At 54.0% G+C, this 17,910-nt stretch carries 10 protein-coding genes; 7 read left to right on the top strand and 3 right to left on the bottom strand.

What is annotated here, in order from left to right:
* Positions 1–19: 19 nt before the first annotated feature.
* From nagB to J4864_RS00760, 4 genes are all read left to right on the top strand, one after another.
* On the top strand, positions 20–808 hold the full coding sequence (nagB, locus tag J4864_RS00745) for a glucosamine-6-phosphate deaminase (protein WP_004353564.1): 789 nt from the start codon (positions 20–22) through the stop codon (positions 806–808).
* Positions 808–2,796, top strand: coding sequence for a glucosamine-6-phosphate deaminase (locus tag J4864_RS00750; RefSeq protein WP_211814592.1), 1,989 nt, complete (start codon positions 808–810; stop codon positions 2,794–2,796). The genes nagB and J4864_RS00750 overlap by 1 nt, the downstream gene beginning before the upstream one ends.
* 23 nt (positions 2,797–2,819) lie before the next feature.
* On the top strand, positions 2,820–4,163 hold the full coding sequence (locus J4864_RS00755) for a sialidase family protein (protein ID WP_211814250.1): 1,344 nt from the start codon (positions 2,820–2,822) through the stop codon (positions 4,161–4,163).
* A 630-nt stretch (positions 4,164–4,793) separates the two neighbouring features.
* Complete coding sequence (locus J4864_RS00760) at positions 4,794–6,155, top strand: dipeptidase (protein ID WP_211814251.1); 1,362 nt, start codon at positions 4,794–4,796, stop codon at positions 6,153–6,155.
* A gap of 247 nt (positions 6,156–6,402) precedes the next feature.
* Here the strand turns inward: J4864_RS00760 and J4864_RS00765 are convergent, their stop codons facing one another.
* From J4864_RS00765 to J4864_RS00775, 3 genes are all read right to left on the bottom strand, one after another.
* Positions 6,403–7,461: an agmatine deiminase family protein gene (locus J4864_RS00765; RefSeq protein ID WP_211814252.1), complete on the bottom strand. Its 1,059-nt coding sequence runs from the start codon at positions 7,459–7,461 to the stop codon at positions 6,403–6,405.
* Positions 7,462–8,085: 624 nt separating this feature from the next.
* Complete coding sequence (locus J4864_RS00770; protein ID WP_211814253.1) at positions 8,086–9,576, bottom strand: hypothetical protein; 1,491 nt, start codon at positions 9,574–9,576, stop codon at positions 8,086–8,088.
* Between the two features lie 118 nt (positions 9,577–9,694).
* Positions 9,695–12,109 carry an outer membrane beta-barrel family protein gene (locus J4864_RS00775; protein ID WP_211814254.1) on the bottom strand — a complete coding sequence of 805 codons (2,415 nt, stop codon included), beginning with the start codon at positions 12,107–12,109 and terminating at the stop codon, positions 9,695–9,697.
* A 411-nt stretch (positions 12,110–12,520) separates the two neighbouring features.
* Here J4864_RS00775 and J4864_RS00780 point away from each other — a divergent pair, with 411 nt between their 5' ends.
* The 3 genes from J4864_RS00780 to J4864_RS00790 all read left to right on the top strand — a co-directional run bounded on the left by J4864_RS00780 (position 12,521) and on the right by J4864_RS00790 (position 17,123).
* Positions 12,521–15,367, top strand: a complete 2,847-nt coding sequence (locus J4864_RS00780; RefSeq protein ID WP_211814255.1) for a putative LPS assembly protein LptD — start codon at positions 12,521–12,523, stop codon at positions 15,365–15,367.
* A 182-nt stretch (positions 15,368–15,549) separates the two neighbouring features.
* Entirely contained in the window at positions 15,550–16,065 is a 516-nt protein-coding gene (locus tag J4864_RS00785; RefSeq protein ID WP_211814256.1) for a nitroreductase family protein, read from the top strand.
* 173 nt (positions 16,066–16,238) lie between these two features.
* Positions 16,239–17,123, top strand: coding sequence for a carbon-nitrogen hydrolase (locus J4864_RS00790; RefSeq protein ID WP_007368255.1), 885 nt, complete (start codon positions 16,239–16,241; stop codon positions 17,121–17,123).
* Positions 17,124–17,910 lie beyond the last annotated feature (787 nt).

Below are 17,910 nucleotides of genomic sequence, written 5' to 3' on the forward strand. Positions count from 1 at the left end.
ATAATTAAAACCAAAGATTATGAGATTAATCATAGAACCCAACTACGAACAGCTGTCCCGGTGGGCGGCCAACTACGTCATCGAGCGCATCAATGCTGCCAGAAACCAGGAAAAGCCGTTCGTGCTCGGACTGCCTACCGGTTCGTCGCCGGAAGGGATGTATGCCGAACTGGTGATGGCCTGCAAGGAAGGCAGAGTCAGCTTCAAGAACGTCGTCACGTTCAACATGGACGAGTATGTCGGCCTGCCCGAGAGCCATCCGCAGAGCTACCACACCTTCATGGCCGAACACCTCTTCAACCACATCGACTGCCCGAAGGAGAACATCCACATCCTGAACGGCAATGCCGAAGACCTGGAGGCAGAATGCCGGCACTATGAGGAGATGATCCGTGAGGCCGGCGGCATCGACCTCTTCCTCGGCGGCATCGGCCCCGACGGGCACATTGCCTTCAACGAGCCAGGGTCGTCGCTCCGCTCGCGCACCCGTGTGAAGACGCTGACCTCTGACACGCGCATCGCCAACTCGCGCTTCTTCGACAACGACCCGGAGAAAGTGCCGGCACACGCACTGACCGTAGGTGTGGGCACCGTCATGGACGCCCGGGAGGTGCTGATTCTCGCCAACGGTCACCACAAGGCCGAGGCCCTGCGTGCAGCCGTAGAGGGCGGCATCACCCAGAAGTGGACCATCAGTGCGCTGCAGATGCACGAGCACGGCATCATCGTCTGTGACGAGGCTGCGACCGACAAGCTCACCGTAGAAACATACAAATACTTTAAAGACATAGAAAAGGAGAACCTGTGATGAAGCTGAATCTTAGTTCAAAGATCGTACTCAACCAGATACCGGAGGAGTTCTACCGTCCGGCAACCGCCATCGAACGTTCGGAGATCACCCGCTTCGAGAAAGTGCCGACCGACATCTTCCCGACCATCGAGGAGGGTGCCGTCGACATCGCCAACCAGCTGGAAGCCGACATCAAGAAGCGGGAGCAGGAAGGACGGAAGTTCGTCATGGGCGTAGGGTCCGGCTCTTCGCTCACCCCCATCTTCCAGGAGCTTATCCGTCGGCACGAGGCCGGCAGGCTGAGCTTCAGGAACGTGGTCGTCTTCAACGCCTACGAATATTTCCCGCTGAACGCCGAGAACGTGAACCGCAGCATCAACCAGCTGAAGGAGCGTTTCCTGAATCATGTCGACATCGAGGCGGAGAACATCTTCACGCCCGACGGGACGCTTGCCCAGGACGATGTGCAGGAACACTGCCGGCAGTACGAGCAGCACATCAAGGAGCAGGGCGGCCTGGACGTCATCCTCCTCGGCATCGGCCGCATGGGCAACATCGCCACCAACGAGCCGGGTTCGAGCCTCACGTCGGCCTCACGCCTCATCCTCATCGACGAGACGGCGCGCGAGGAGATGAAGATGAGCTTCGGCTCGCAGGAGACGGTTCCTCCCTGTTCCATCACGATGGGCGTCAGCACCATCCTCTCCGCACGCAGGATCTTCCTTACGGCATGGGGCGAGGAGAAGGCCGACATCATCAAGAAGACCGTAGAAGGCAAGGTCAGCGACACTGTCCCGGCCTCTTTCCTGCAGACGCACAACGATGCGCACGTCGTCATCGACCTCTCGGCGGCAGCCAAGCTGACGCGCATCCAGCACCCCTGGCTTGTCGCTTCCTGCCGGTGGACGGACAAGCTGGTACGTTCGGCACTCGTCTGGCTCTGTCAGGTGACGGGCAAACCGATCCTCAAGCTGACCAACAAGGACTACAATGAGAACGGCCTCAGCGAACTTCTGGCCCTCTACGGGTCGGCCTACAACGCCAACATCAAGATATTCAACGACCTCCAGCATACCATCACCGGATGGCCGGGCGGCAAGCCGGATGCCGACGACACCTACCGTCCGGAGCGTGCCAAACCGTTCCCGAAGCGGGTCATCGTCTTTTCGCCGCACCCTGACGACGACGTGATCTCCATGGGCGGTACGCTCCGCCGCCTCGTCCAGCAGGGCCACGACGTACACGTCGCCTATGAGACATCGGGCAACATCGCCGTCGGCGACGAGGAGGTCGTGCGCTTCATGCACTTCATCAACGGTTTCAACCAGCTCTTCGGCAACGAGCAGGACGAGGTCATCAAGTCGAAGTACAAGGAGATCAAGGAGTTCCTGAAGCACAAGAAGGAAGGCGACATCGACACACAGGATGTCCGCACCATCAAGGGGCTGATCCGCCGCGGCGAGGCGCGCACGGCCTGCACCTTCAACCAGATTCCGCTCGACCACGTCCACTTCCTCGACCTGCCTTTCTATGAGTCGGGCAAGATCGAGAAGCTGCCGATGGGCGAGGCCGACGTGAATATCGTAAGGAAACTCATCAGTACCGTGCAGCCGCACCAGATCTACGTGGCCGGCGACCTGGCCGACCCGCACGGCACGCACCGTAAATGTACGGATGCCGTCCTCGCCGCCATCGACCTGGAGAAAGAGGCCAAGGCGGCGTGGCTGAAGGACTGCCGTGTGTGGATGTACCGCGGCGCATGGGCGGAATGGGAAATCGAGAACATCGAGATGTGCGTCCCCATCAGTCCGGAAGAGCTTCGTGCAAAACGCAATTCCATCCTCAAGCACCAGAGCCAGATGGAGAGCGCTCCGTTCCTCGGCAACGACGAACGGCTCTTCTGGCAGCGTTCCGAGGACCGCAACCGCGGCACCGCCAAGCTTTACGATGATCTTGGGATGGCCTGCTACGAAGCGATGGAGGCGTTTGTGGAATATAAATTTTAGTATAAATCCGGCAAATGCTATTCATGTATAAAAGGATTTTATCAGCTGTCATCCTCTGTACCGTACTGTTACAGGCCGGTGCGGTCGGGACAGGAAACGACAGGAAAGAAAAAAACGATGATGGTTTTACCACCATCGTTTTTGATAGGGCGCACAGCCCCGTCCCCTACCGCATCCCGGCCATCGCCGAGACACGGCGGGGCACGCTGCTGGCGGCCTGCGACTTCCGCTTCAGCCATGCGGACGTGGGGTGGAACAACCGCAACGGCCGCTGGCAGATTGATGTCGTCATGAAGACCAGCAGGGATCACGGCCGCACATGGTCGGACACGCTCTGTGTCGCAAGGGGCGATGAGCAGGCTGCGGACACCGTCCGCACGGCTTTCGGCGATCCGTGCATCGTCGCCGACCGCACGTCGGACAACGTGCTGATGAGCTGCGTCGCCGGGAAGACCGGTTACCAGACGGCGACACGCCGGAATCCCATGCACGCCTTCTTCTTCCGCAGCACCGACGGCGGAAGGACATGGGACAACGGGACGGACCTGACGGAAATGATACACGGTCTCTATGACGGACGGCTGCCCGGCGGCGGCAGTCCCGACGGCATCTTCCTGACTTCAGGGAAGATCATGCAGAGCCGGTACATCCGCAAGGGACGGTTCTACCGGCTGTACATCGCCCATCCCGTCCGACAGAGAGGAGTGGACCGTTGCGGCACGTTCGTCATCTATTCCGACGACTTCGGCCGCACATGGAGCGTGCTGGGTTCTCCCGCTGTTGCCCCCTCTGTCGCTCAGGACGAGTCGAAAGTGGAGGAGCTGCCCGACGGGAGCGTGCTGCTCAGCTGCCGGGATGTCTATGGCGGACGGCGATTCAATGTCTTCACCTATGCGGATGCCCTCAAGGGCACAGGCAGCTGGGGACAGGAGGTGATGCCGGAGAACATGACCGGCAGGCAGGTCAACGCCTGCAACGGCGGCATCCTGGTCGTTCCGGCAAGGAGGACGGCCGACGGACGCCGGCTGTTCGTAGCCCTCCAGTCCGTGCCGCTCAGCGCATGCCGCGACAGTGTGGGCTTCTATTACAAGGAGCTGGCTGCCTATGCCGACTATTCCACGCCTGAAGCCTTGGGCAGGGGGTGGAAGAAGGGACTGCGTGTGACGGATGGTTCATCGTGCTATTCGACGATGGTCAGCATGAAGAACCGCCGCATCGGTTTCCTGTATGAGGTACGCGGGCAGGACGACGGCTATGACATCGAGTTCCGGAGCCTGTCCTTGAAGGAGATTACCGGGGGAAGGTATGCTCTTCTTCCTTCCGTTGACCGTTCTTCCTACATCAGGGAAGCTGCGGCCGTACGGTAGGGAGGATGGTCGGGTGTTTTAAGATCTGGCCGGAAAGTCGTATAGGACTGCTTGTGGGAGCTTTCCCGTCCGGGAAATATTTTCCGGCAGGTCGCTCGTTTCCCTGCTCTATGATGGGGAAGGACCGTTCCGGTATGAAGTTGATTGTTGCATGAAGCCGGACGGTTGTCATCTTGCTGGATGGACTCGGCCGGTATAGTCGGTCAAGTAGGGCTGGCCTGCTGGTTAAGTATATTCCGTCTGTCAGCTAAGTATATTCTGCTTGTTGCCAAGCATAGTCGAGCTTTCGGTCAAGTAGGAACCGCTTGCGGGTTAAGTATATCCTGTTTATCGGCTAAGCATAGTCAACTTTCCGGTCAAGTAGGGTCAGCCTGTCGGTTAAGTATCATCAGCTGTCTGGCGGTACTTTTCCGACAGTCTGCTAAGAGTTGGAGAGACGGCGGGTTGCCCGGGAACAATCCTGCTGACAGGATATTTCCGTGTGAAGTACCCGAAAGAGCAGCGGATGTCTCTGTCAACGGAACGCTGTCCGTAGAACAGTTGTGCGAAATAAAAACCACGGAAAACTTGCAGAAGTCGTAAATCATGTTTAAATTTGCGAGTATTACGAAAATCAACAATCAAATCACTATGATCAAGAACTATGTAGAAGAGAACAAAGACAGGATGCTCGAGGAGCTGTTCAGTCTGATACGCATTCCCAGCGTAAGTGCGCAACCGGCTCACAAGGAGGATATGGTGCGCTGTGCCGAACGGTGGAAGGAACTGCTGCTTGAGGCTGGAGTCGACAAGGCAGAGGTGATGCCGTCAAAGGGGAATCCGATGGTCTATGCCGAGCGGATGGTCGACCCGAAGGCGAAAACCGTATTGGTTTACGGGCATTATGACGTGATGCCGGCCGAGCCTTTCGAGCTGTGGAAGACCGAACCTTTCGAGCCTGTCGTGAAAGACGGCCATATCTGGGCACGCGGTGCCGATGATGACAAGGGGCAGTCGTTCATGCAGGCGAAGGCTTTCGAGTATGTCAACAAGCACAACCTGCTGAAGCATAATGTGAAGTTTATCTTTGAAGGTGAGGAGGAAATCGGATCCGGAAGCCTCGGTCCGTTCATCGAAGCACACAGGGAACTGCTGAAGTGTGACGTGATACTCGTGTCCGACACGGGTATTATCAGTCCTGATGTTCCCTCCATCACAACGGGGCTGCGGGGTCTGTCCTATTGGCAGATTGAGGTGACAGGTCCCGATCATGACCTCCATTCCGGGACGTTCGGAGGGGCTGTTGCCAACCCGATCAATGTCCTCTGCAAGCTGCTTGCCGACGTGACGGGACCTGACGGAAAGATCCGGATTCCTGGTTTCTATGATGATGTGGAGGAGGCTTCCGAAGAGGAACGGAAGCTCGTTGCCTCAATTCCTTTCAATGAGGATGCGTACAAGAAGTCCATCGGTGTGAAGGCTCTCTTCGGTGAGGAGGGGTACAGCACGATCGAACGCACAGGCTATCGTCCGTCATTCGATGTCTGCGGTATCTGGGGCGGCTATACGGGAGACGGTGCCAAGACCGTCATCCCATCGAAGGCATACGCCAAGATCTCGTCCCGTCTCGTCCCGCATCAGGATCACAACAAGATCAGTCAACTGGTAATCGACTACTTCAACCGCGTCGCTCCCGACACCGTTACCGTGAAAGTGGAGAAACACCATGGCGGCTACGGCTACGTCTGTCCGATCGACTTCCCGGCCTACAAGGCGGCGGAACGTGGCTTTGAGACTGTCTTCGGCAAGCGGCCGTTGCCAGTCCGTATCGGTGGAAGCATCCCCATCATCTCTACCTTTGAGAAGATGCTCGGTGCGAAGAGTGTTCTTATGGGTTTCGGTCTGGAGTCGAATGCCATCCACTCGCCGAACGAGAATATGCCGGTTGACCTCTGGCTGAAAGGCATCGAGACCCTTGTCAATTTCCACCTCGAGTACGACAAGGAAGCATAAGCGTATCCCCTGTCACCGTGCCTGCTGTTCCGATGGGGGCAGCAGGCAATATCCTTCAGGCCGGAATCCCGAGAGAACGTCTTTCCTCGGTCGGTTCGGAAAAAGAAGGAAGATGTATCAGAAAGCACCCATGAGGGGTGTGCGAAAAAGAGTAGATGCCCCCGTTTGTCCGGTAAACAACCTGTTCTACGGACAGACGGGGGCATTTCTCTTTGTCTGACAGGACAACTTTCCGTACCTGCCTGAGTCAAGGCAGTTGCATCGTCAGGCAGTGGATGGATCCATGCTGCCTTATGATTGTACGGCTGTCGATACCGATAATCTCCCGGCCGGGGAACGCCTCCTGTATGGTTCCTAATGCGGCCTTGTCCTTTTCGGGCTGATGGTATGTGGGTACCAGTACTGCTCCGTTGATGACAAGGAAGTTGGCGTATGTCGCCGGCAGCCGCTCACCGTCGTCATAGATGGCATCCGGCATCGGCAGGCGCAGCAGACGGTAAGGTCTGCCGTCGGGCGTACGAAGTCTCTTCAGCTGTTCCTCCAGAAGGCGGAACGCCTCATAATGTTCGTCCGTCTCATCGTCACATCCTATATATAATAAGGTGTCATCCGGAGCGATGCGTACGATGGTGTCGATATGTCCGTCGGTGTCATCGCCTGCCAGCTGACCGTGATCCAGCCAGACGACACGCTCCACGTTCGGGAAGAGCAGGCGCAGCCGTCTGTCGATATCCTCTTTTGTGAGTGGCTGATTGCGGTGTGCGGCTGTCAGGCAGCCGGTTGTCGTAAAGAGCGTACGGTCTCCGTCGCTTTCTATCGAACCGCCCTCCAGCACAAAGTCCTTGTGATTTTCCAGTGCACCGTGAAAGAGTCCCGCTTCATAGATCTGCCGGTTGATCCGGTTGTCCTTCTCCGCTGCAAACTTCCCGCCCCATCCGTTGAAACAGAAGTCAAGCAGGTGGGTCGGCTGGAAGCTGCCCTTGGGCTGCGCATCCGAAACGAGGGAGATGGGAGCAACGTCCCGTGCCCATGTGTCATTGCTGTCACAGGCGAAGAGGGTTACCTGCCTCATCTGTTCCTCTATCAGCCTTTCTGCCAGTAAGTTGCGCACCTGCTCTGTGTTTCGTGTCGTGATGAGCAAGGCCTCATGGCGTGTAATGGCATCCGCCATCTGGAGATAAACCTCGGTAATCTCTTTCAGGTAAGGCCGCCAGTCAGTGTCTTCGTGCGGCCATATCAGCATGACGCCGCTTTGCGGTTCCCATTCTGCAGGCAGCCTGAAACCGTGATGTCTGTCTGTATTCATGGTGCAAAGGTAAGAAAAGAAAACGTGATATGCCGCTTCCCGCCGCCGATTTATTGCCGTAGTATTATAGGAAAGGTGCGTCTCCTCCTGGGGATTGTCGGCATGAGCAAGGCCATGATGCAGCTTGACGCAGGTCAATTCATGGGGTTGACGTAGGTCAATTCAGGCGTTTGATATGCGTCAAAATCTTTGATGAAAGTCAACTTTTACCCAAAGATCAAGGTAAAAAAGGCGTTTTTTTTTGTTTGAGGCCGGAAACCACACTAACTTTGCAAGCACAAAACGAAACAAACGGCACCTCATCAGGATAACAAGAGGTGGCCACTGAAAGGGCTTCAGTCTCAATAGGCAGACACAAGTAAAAAGATTGTTTAACAAGAAAAGAAAGGAAAACGTTATGAAAGAGAGAATCAAGAAAGCAAGCATTATGCGTAAGCTGTTCAACTATCTGACAAACGTCATCAGTGAGTACAACATGGGTCGTGCAACTTGTCTGGCATAAGCCGGCAGCACGCTCATTCCTTACGCTAAGAGTTTAGAAAGAAAGTAAAGTTTGAGAGAATATAAAGAGAAATCGGATCGGAGTCCCTGTGGATTCCGGTCCGATTTTCGTTTGCGGAGGGCTTACTTGTTGCCGGCTGCATCGTAATCGGCAATCAGCTGCCGCAGCCCTTCCAGTGTCCGGGTGTCATATTTGGAGGCATCCATACCTGGACGGTTCAGATATTCAGCTGTCAGTTTTGTCCTCGTCTTTGCACTCCGTGTACCTAACATGGCTTTGTCGCCAAGATAGATGGCCTCTTTTCTGTCCTTCAGCTTCAGATAAAGTTCGTCTTTATCCAATGGATGTTCCAGGATGTAGTTGCCCTTTCCGTCGGTAAAGCGTACCTCAAAGAACTGTGGGTGGCGTGTCCCGATATTGATGGAACCACTGCCGCCGGCATTCGTCAGCACACCGTCTTTCGAGCCTTTTGCGCCGATATAGGTCTTGCCGCCTGCATATACGGTTACGTTGTCGGCAGCCTTGAACTTCTGTTCGGTCTTGCCGTTCGCGTCGTTGTGCGTCAGTGTTACGGCTGATCCCATTGCCGGAGCGTCAAGGTCGAGGATGCCACTGGTCCCTTTGCCCATCTTCTTTTCAATGGATTCATAGACGATGGTGATGCTGCCCTCATGTGTCGTACCGTCGGCAAGTACCACCTTGCCAGGCACATTATAGATGTTCACGGAAGCCTCCCTGGTCTCTTTCACCAGCTGTCGTTCTTCGTCGGCAGCCTGCTGTTCCTCTGCTTTTGCCTTGTTGGCCAGTCGCAGCTTGATATTCTCCGTCATGTCTCCCAGTGCATAGCCGTTGGCAAGCAGTTTGGATACCATGCGGCGTACCATCTCGTTCTCGGAGAGCTGGGGTGCCGTCTTGTATTGCAGGAAGGGAAGTTTCCTGTCATCACAGGTCGTTATATTGCTGAAGTTCTCGCTGCCGCTCCAAGATTCGAGCTTGATCTCGGCTACCTGGTTGCCCACACGGTCCTTGATATAATAGTTTCTTTTGCCTAATGATGGGTCATTGACAAGCACCTTTCCCACCACCTCTTTGTTGATGATGATGTCGCCGTTGTCGTTGATGGAGAAAGGATGCTGTGCAGTGAAGTCCTCATCGGCTTTCTCCATCTCTTTGACTGCCGCATAGATGCTGTCCCATTTCGCAGAGAAAGGACGTGAGCCCTGCTCGAAGAGGTCGGTGATGGCGGATTGGTTGATGCCGCTGCCGGCGATGAGCTGGGGCTTGCTGTCTAACAGCTTGTAGACAAAGTACTTTGTGTTGGACAGAACAATCCTGTCTTTCGGGTTCTGCAGCTCAAAGACTGCGCCTTCGGGTGATGTGAACTGGAGCCAGTCTTCCGGTGTGCTGATGCCTTGTTTTGTCCTGTTCGTAATGAAGAATGTGAACACCTTTTTCCCGTCGGGCGTAGACAGTTCGCAGACTCTCTTCTCTTCTTTTACAAGTGCTACCGGTGTGCCGTCAAGCAGAACCTCTCCTTTCTTGATCTTCAGATCCTGGGCATGTGCGGAAAGCACCATGAAGCTGGCGATGAAGCCTAATACCGTTTTTCTCATTTTACTTGTTTGGTTTTGATGTTGATTGAAATTGTCTGTTATGTATTTTATGTCTGATGTCGGTGTTCCCGGTGAATGGAGTCTCTGGTGTCTGCCGGGTCTGTCTTGCGGGAGGTTTCTACAGACGTTCCGCCTCCTTCACCCGGTTCTTGTCTGTTTCAAATTTCCTGCTTCCGAAGTTGTAGTGTACACGGAAGAGTACCTGTCGGCTTTCGCTGTGCCCCCAGATGTCCAACTGCAATGCCCCCTTGCGTCCGTAACTGTCCCAACGCTCAGTGTGGAGGAGGTCGGTAATCATCAAGGATAGTGAGAGACGGTCACGGAGCAGCCGTCTGCTCAGTCCGATGTCTATGCTTCCGCTTGGCTTGAGCACCTCATAACTCCTGCCTTGAGACTTGCTTGCATATTTGGCAGACAGCTCCATACGTATCTTTGCAGGCAGTTGTATGTCGTTTGAAAGGGTAAGGTTGCAGGATGGTCGACGATAATCTTCTCTGTAGGTTTCGTAGTCAAGATGGTTGACAAAGTAATAGGCACCGATGTTTGTACTGATGTCCCACCATGATGTAAGGCGTTTGTTATAGACAAGGTCAAGTGCCAGCTGCTTCTGCTTGCCGATGTTCTTGGTTGTCATGACAATACAGTTCTTCTTGTAAGTGTCGGGAAGTTGAGTGAAATAGTCATTCAGCTGGTTGTAGGATAGGGTAATGCTAAGGCTGTTCTTAGTGTAGCCTAATGAAATCTTATGGCTTATCTGCGGTTGGATAAACGGATTTCCTTTCCAGTAGGTCAGCTCGTCCAGCAGATATTCAAAGGGGTTGAGGTCTTCATATCTCGGTTTGTCCTGTCGTTTGCTGTAGGCGAGTGTGAGCTTTGAACTGTTGTTGAGGTCGTAACTGACGGAGAGGTTGGGGAAGAGCCTTGTGTGACAGTTCTTGTTCTCTTCCATCACTGTTCCGTCCTGATAGGATTTCAATGTCCCTACAGTCTGCATATATTCAATTCGTAAGCCTGCAGAAGCCTGCAGCCGTTTCCACTGCTGGGCATATTGCATATAACCTTCAAGGTTTGACTCTTGATAGGTAAACCTGTTTGACCTTGTGAGGTCAAGTGCGCCTTTTGCATAGAAGCCGAATCGGTTACGGCTTTCCACCTTGGCAGCCTTGACACCTGCCAGCAGTTCTCCACCACGGCTGTTCTTCAGTCTGTAGTCTGTTGTTGACGACAGGATGTTGATTGTTTTCTTGTTTTCGGCTGGATAGTCGTCTTCACGCAGCAGCTTCCCGTCAGGAGAGTAGAACGCATTGGGCTGTTGATTCCTGCTCAATCCGTCAACGTGAATCCAGTCGGCATTTGCAGCGATGCTCTGCTGTTTCGTGATGGCAAACTGATAGCCTATGCCCGTCGTATATTTTGTATTCTCCTGTTTGGTATAGTCATTTCTTGCCTTCAATATTTCATGGAGTGTTTCCCTACCTTTATATATCCATGTAGTGGTTGCCGTAACTCCAGGTCCCGTCAGGGCATCAACCGATGTGTTCAGCGTCAGCTTGTGTCTTTTGCCGGGTTGGAATACAAAAGCCAGTCCGCCAGCGTAGGTGTTACGCTTGTCGGTATCGTCGGTCTCCGAGAAGTTGCGGTCTCCGTCCTGTATCCTGTCAGTGCCATATTCCATGTCGTAGTGTCCGATGTTGTGACTGTAATTGATGCCCAGCTGCCATGTCCGCCTGTTGTAAGCCATGCTGAAATCGGAACTCTGGCGCAGGTGGTTCCAGAAGGAAACACCATGCGAGGTGGAAATATAGAGTCCTCGCTCGTTATTGTTCTTCAGTGTGATGTCGATAATACCGCTTGCCCCTTCCGAGTCGTAACTGGCATCGGGATGGGTGGAGGTGGTAATGCTGGCAATGTTGGAAGACGGGATAGCACGCAGATAGGCAGTAAGTGCTTCACCTTGAAGTCGTATGCGCTTCCCGTTCACATAGACGGTAGCACTGCCGAGGGCAGAAAGCGACAGATTCCCTTTACTGTCAAGCCTCACACTGGGTGTATGGCGCAGAACATCTAAGGAATTACCAAGGTTGGCAAGATAAGACCGGACTACGGAAATGCTTATCTTTCCGCTTTCCATCTTTATCAACGGGCGTCGTTTGCGGGCTGTGACGACAACGTTTTCCAGCTCTGTTCCGTCTGAGCGCAGGTAGATGTTATAAGTGTCGTTGTTGTCGGGAATGGAGAAGAGAACCGTGGTGTCACGGCATCCGATGGCTCCGCAATACAGCTGGTAACTGCCGTCCGTGATCTGGCAGCTGAGTTTTCCGTCTGCTTCCGTCAGTCCATTGGCAACGACTTTGCCTGTTTTCTGGTCGGTAATGATAAGCGTTGCTGCGTCGACGGGTTCCTCTGTCTGCTGCCGGATGCGAAAGGCGATATTCTGCTGGGCCATGACCTGCGATGTGTCAAGTAACAGCAGCCCCATGATCAACAGGGAGAATGAAGCGGAGCGTCCGGTCAGCAGGTTTGTGATCGACATAAGTTCAGTTATATTTCGTATGAATTGTTTTTTTACCTGATAGTTTCGTCTGCAAATTTACGAAATAAATCCCGATTATATGCAGTCAGTAAGGGGTTTTCCTCCCCTTTTTCAGGAGATAAGGCGAAAGTCTCCTCTTTGTCTGCACCTGTCTGGCGGAATCTAAAGGCGGCGATGCAAAGCCGTGACAGCAGGGGTGTCCTGTCCGCAGCCGTCTGGAACAGGAGTACCAGACGTTGGGAACAGGAGTACCGGGCGTTGGGAACAGGATTCCCGATGCTGTGGTAATGTATGACACACGGAGCTTCAGGCTTCCATGTGCAGCAGACAGGGATTGCGGAAAACGTTAAAATAGCGTAATGGTGGCTGTTTTTCGGCATTATTTGAGTATTTTTGCACGTTATTTAGGCAATGAGAAATAAGAGCATTATACTCCTTCTGTCGTTTGCCATCGTCTGTGCGATGGCAAGTGTCAATATGCCTGTTCCGAAGGGTAAGAAAGCCCGGAAAGCAAAAGCCGGCACGATTGTGGTCGACAGTCTGCTTCAGGGACAGGCCGCAGGGACAGGCCGGGAGGACAACGAGCATATTCCGGATACCACGAAGATGGACTCTCTCCAGCTGGCGATCTACCATCACAACAAGGCCATCGACGACTCCATCCGTGCCGACAGTATGATGCGGGCACGCTCGAACGGCATCGATGCACCGGTGAAGTACTCGGCCGACGACTCCCTCGTCTACGATGCGGCCACGGGAACGGCCTTTCTGTATGGCAATGCGAAGGTGGATTATGAGAACATGAAACTTGCGAGCGACAAGGTCTTCATGAACCTTGACAGCAGTACGGTGCGCGCCACGGGAACGGCCGACTCGGCGGAGGAAGACGGCATAAAGGGCAGACCGCTCTTCACGATGGGCAAGGACGAGTACAAGAGCGATACGATGGCCTTCAACTTCAAGTCGAAGAAGGGCCTGATCAAAGGGGTCTATACCGAGCAGCAGGACGGCTTCCTCAGCGGCGAGGTGGGCAAGCGCGACTCTTCGGGTGTCATCTATCTGCAGCATGGCCGCTACACCACCTGTGATGATCCTCACCCCGACTTCTACATCGCCCTCTCGCGTGCCAAGGTGCGTCCGGGCAAGGATGTCGTCTTCGGTCCGGCCTATCTGGTCGTGGCCGACGTCCCCCTTCCGTTGGCAATCCCCTACGGGTTCTTCCCTTTTTCGAAGAAATATTCGAGCGGATTCATCATGCCGAACTACGGTGATGAGAACGACCGCGGGTTCTATCTGCGCGACGGAGGCTATTATTTCGCCATCAGCGACAAGTGGGACCTGAAGCTCCTGGGGGAGATCTACACCAAGGGGTCGTGGGGCGTTTCGGCGGCCAGCAACTACCGGAAACGCTACCGGTATTCCGGTTCGTTCCTCTTCAGTTACCAGGATTCGAAGACCGGAGACAAGGGACTGCCGGACTTCACGGAGCAGGAGAGCTTCAAGATACAGTGGAGCCACCGTCAGGATCCCAAGGCCAACCCCTACAGTTCGCTGGCGGCAAGCGTGAACTTCGCCACGTCGAGCTATGAGCGCAACAACCTCAACAGCATGTACAATCCGCAGACGCTCACGCAGTCTACCCGTACATCGTCCGTCAGCTGGAGCACGAATTTCTCAAGTATAGGCCTCTCATTGAGCGCCACGACCAATCTGGCGCAGAATATGCGCGACTCGACCATCCAGATGACGCTGCCCGACCTGAACATCAGTCTGAGCCGTTTCTATCCGTTCAAGCGCAGGCACGCTGTGGGCAAGGACCGGTGGTATGAGAAGATTTCGATGAGCTATACCGGCCAGCTGTCCAATTCCATCTCCACCAAGGAAGACCAGCTGCTGCATGCCAACCTTTTCAAGGACTGGAAGAATGCCTTTCAGCATACAATCCCTGTGCAGGCGAACTTCACCGTGTTCAATTATATCAATGTCACACCGTCGTTCAATTTTACAGACCGCATGTATTCCAAGAAAGTGCTGCGTGGATGGGACAATGTAAAACAGAAGGAGGTCGTGACAGATACCACATACGGCTTCCACAATGTGTATAACTGGAGCATGAGCGTGGGAGCCAGTACAAAGCTGTATGGATTCTGGACACCGAACCGCAAGCTCTTCGGCGACAGAATCCAGGCGATCCGCCATGTCATCACGCCGCAGATCTCTTTCTCTTATTCGCCGAACTTCGGCGCACGCCGTTATGGTTATTATGGCAGTTACCAGTACACGGATGCCAGCGGTAACGTGAAACTCGTGGAATACTCGCCTTATCAGGATGAATTGTACAGCGTCCCAGGGAAGTACAAGACCGAGATGATCAGTTGGGACGTAAGCAACAACATCGAGATGAAGGTCAAGAGTGACAAGGACTCCACGGGCTTCAGGAAGATAAGCATCATCGACGAGCTGGGAGCGAGCATGTCGTACAATGCCGCTGCCGACTATCATCGCTGGAGCGACCTCAGCATGCGCCTGCGTCTGAAGTGGTGGAAGAACTATACCTTCTCCATGAATGCGCAGTTTGCCACCTATGCTTACGAACTTGACGCCAACGGCAAACCTTATGTCGGCAACCATACCGAATGGGGCTATGGCCGGCTGCCCCGCTTCCTGGGGATGTCGCAGAATTTCTCGTTCACGTTGAACCCGGAGAAACTGAAGAAGTGGTTCGGACATAAGGAGGATAAGGAGGATGACCAGACGGACGACGACGGTGACGGTCCCGACACGGACATCGAATCCAATATGGACGACGACCTTGAAAAGGGGAAGCATGCGGCAAAGAAGAAGCGCGGCAACATTGCCGAGACGGACGACAACGGTTATATGCGCTTCAATATGCCGTGGTCGCTGACAATCGGCTATGGCATCACGATGCGTGAGAATACGGCCGGACGGTTCAATACCAAGACGATGCGCTATCCTTATAAGTTCACGCAGACGCTGAACTTCTCGGGGAACATCCGCATCAGTGACGGCTGGAACATCAACTTCTCAAGCGGCTACGACTTCGAAAACCATGCCATGAGCATGACCACGGCCAGTCTGTCGCGCGACCTTCATTGCTTCAATATGAGCGCATCGGTGGTGCTGGCACCTTATACATCGTATAATTTCACCTTCCGTTGCAATGCCTCGACGCTGACGGATGCGCTGAAGTATGACAAGCGGAGCGGCATCAGCAATGCCGTCCAGTGGTATTGACCCGGAAAGGAAAGGGTTTTGTCTGGTACGTCCGGAGCAGGCAGAGCCCCCCTTTGAACGCCTGTTGCTGAAATGTTCTGGGGGCTGTATGCCGACTTCGGTCTCTTGTCCGGATTCGGGAATGCGATGGACAGACGCATACACCTTCTCTCTCTGATTCTCAAAAACTAAAAAATACGACAATGGAAGCATTAGAAGCTCTGATGACACGCCGCAGCATACGCGCCTATGAAGACCGTATGCCGGCACAGGAACTGATTGACAAGGTGATGGAAGCCGGTCTTTATGCTGCAAGTGGAAAGAATATGCAGACGGCCATCATCGTGGAAGTGACGAACAAAGAGGTACGCAAACGTCTCTCGGTCATCAATGCCGAGATTATGGGTACAACAGCCGATCCATTCTATGGTGCCCCTGTTGTCCTTGCTGTTCTGGCCGATAAAAGCAGTCCAAACCATGTCTGTGACGGTGCGTTGATGATGGGTAACCTGATGAATGCAGCCCATGCCGTCGGTCTGGGAAGCTGCTGGATCAACCGTGCCAGGGAGACTTTTGACCGTGCAGACGGCAGGCGGATGCTGGAAGAGTGGGGGATAGAAGGCGACTATGAAGGGATAGGTTTCTGTATTCTGGGCTTCCCGGCGAAGGAAGGAAAGGCTGCCCCGCGCAAAGCGGGACGTGTCTTCTATGTGAAATAGCCGCCGCCGGCACCGGGTACACGGCTGCCGTAGGCGGTGTAGGGCAGGAAGCCGTAGGCGTAGGACTTTGAAAAAGACAATCACATGCCCCGCTGTCCGTAATCGGGACAGTCTTTCAGCATCTCCTGCCGGTTGGCGGCAGGAGACGCTGGGGGTAGGAAAAAAGACTTTGTATGAGAGAACTGAAAATAGGAATCCTGCAACAACACAATGTTGCAGACACAAAGACAAATACGGAACGGCTGGCAGAAGGCATTGCCGGACTTGCGCACCGTGGTGCAGAACTCATTGTCCTGCAGGAACTGCACAATTCGCTTTATTTCTGCCAGACAGAGAACGTGGAGAACTTCGACCTTGCCGAACCCATCCCCGGACCGTCAACAGATTTCTATGGGAATCTGGCACGTGAACTGGGGGTCGTCATCATCGCCTCCCTCTTCGAAAAGCGTGCGCCGGGGCTATATCACAACACGGCTGTAGTGATAGAAAAAGACGGCAGCATTGCAGGCAGGTATCGCAAGATGCACATTCCCGATGACCCGGCCTATTATGAGAAGTTTTACTTCACGCCGGGCGACCTTGGTTTTCATCCTGTTGACACCAGCGTGGGTCGCCTTGGCGTACTCGTCTGCTGGGACCAGTGGTATCCTGAAGCAGCCCGGCTGATGGCGCTGCAGGGAGCGGAAATACTCGTTTATCCCACTGCCATCGGCTACGAAAGCAGCGATACGGACGAGGAGAAACAACGCCAGCGTGAGGCATGGACGACGGTCATGCGGGGGCATGCCGTCGCAAACGGACTGCCGGTCGTCGCCGTCAACCGTGTCGGCTATGAGCCGGATCCGAGCGGGCAGACGGGGGGGATACGGTTCTGGGGCAGCAGCTTTGTGGCCGGCCCGCAGGGGGAACTCCTGTTCCGCGCTTGTGACAAAGACGAGGAGCATACGGTTGTTCCTGTCGATCTTGACCACAGCGAACAGGTGCGCCGCTGGTGGCCTTTCCTCCGGGACAGGCGGATCGATGAGTATGGGGCGATGATAAAAAGGTTTATTGACTGAAGCCTCACCCCCGGCCCCTCTCCGAATGGAGAGGGGAGTGAAATGCGCTGTCTGCTGTCTTTAGGAGGGGTAATCGCCAGGCCGTGAATCGTATTTACATACTTTCCATGAAATATACTGTCTGCTGTCTTTAGGAGGGGTAATCGCCAGGCTGTGAATCGTATTTACATACTTTCCATGAAATATACTGTCTGCTGTCTTTAGGAGGGGTAATTGCCAGGCCGTGAATCGTATTTACACATTTTCCGTGAAATGCGCTGTCTGCTGTCTTTAGGCGGTATAATCGCCAGGTCTTGAATTGTATTTACATACTTTCGGTGAAATGTACGGTCGGCGGTTCCCAGGGCGGTATAATCGTCAGGCAGTGAACCGTATTTACACATTTTCCGTGAAATGCACCACCTGTGGTTTTCAAGGTTTTATTAGGAAAACAGGGAAAAACAACGATTGCCGCCGGTCTGATGGCAAAAGAACAGTTGCCAGTCCGATGACAGGAGAACGGTTGCTGCTGTACTGTTAATTTAGAAATGAGAAGAGTACTGCTGCCGGTATACTGTTAGTTTAGGAATGGGGAGGAGATGGTTGCTGGCGTACTGTTAATTTGTGAATGGAGAGGAGATGGTTGCTGGCGTACTGTTAATTTGTGAATGGGGAGGAGATGGTTGCTGGCGTACTGTTAATTTGGGAATGGGGAGGAGATGGTTGCTGGCGTACTGTTAATTTGGAAATGAGAAGGGTGCTGTTGTCAGTGTACTGTCCCTTTAGGAAGGGAAAGGACACGGTTACC

Source organism: Prevotella multiformis, assembly GCF_018127985.1.
Classification (GTDB): domain Bacteria; phylum Bacteroidota; class Bacteroidia; order Bacteroidales; family Bacteroidaceae; genus Prevotella; species Prevotella multiformis.

What these genes read in the sequence shown, in the direction of transcription:
- nagB (WP_004353564.1), top strand. Translation starts at nt 20, where the DNA reads ATGAGATTAATCATAGAACCCAACTACGAACAGCTGTCCCGGTGGGCG.
- J4864_RS00750 (WP_211814592.1), top strand. Translation starts at nt 808, where the DNA reads ATGAAGCTGAATCTTAGTTCAAAGATCGTACTCAACCAGATACCGGAG.
- J4864_RS00755 (WP_211814250.1), top strand. Translation starts at nt 2,820, where the DNA reads ATGTATAAAAGGATTTTATCAGCTGTCATCCTCTGTACCGTACTGTTA.
- J4864_RS00760 (WP_211814251.1), top strand. Translation starts at nt 4,794, where the DNA reads ATGATCAAGAACTATGTAGAAGAGAACAAAGACAGGATGCTCGAGGAG.
- J4864_RS00765 (WP_211814252.1), bottom strand. Translation starts at nt 7,461, where the DNA reads ATGAATACAGACAGACATCACGGTTTCAGGCTGCCTGCAGAATGGGAA.
- J4864_RS00770 (WP_211814253.1), bottom strand. Translation starts at nt 9,576, where the DNA reads ATGAGAAAAACGGTATTAGGCTTCATCGCCAGCTTCATGGTGCTTTCC.
- J4864_RS00775 (WP_211814254.1), bottom strand. Translation starts at nt 12,109, where the DNA reads ATGTCGATCACAAACCTGCTGACCGGACGCTCCGCTTCATTCTCCCTG.
- J4864_RS00780 (WP_211814255.1), top strand. Translation starts at nt 12,521, where the DNA reads ATGAGAAATAAGAGCATTATACTCCTTCTGTCGTTTGCCATCGTCTGT.
- J4864_RS00785 (WP_211814256.1), top strand. Translation starts at nt 15,550, where the DNA reads ATGGAAGCATTAGAAGCTCTGATGACACGCCGCAGCATACGCGCCTAT.
- J4864_RS00790 (WP_007368255.1), top strand. Translation starts at nt 16,239, where the DNA reads ATGAGAGAACTGAAAATAGGAATCCTGCAACAACACAATGTTGCAGAC.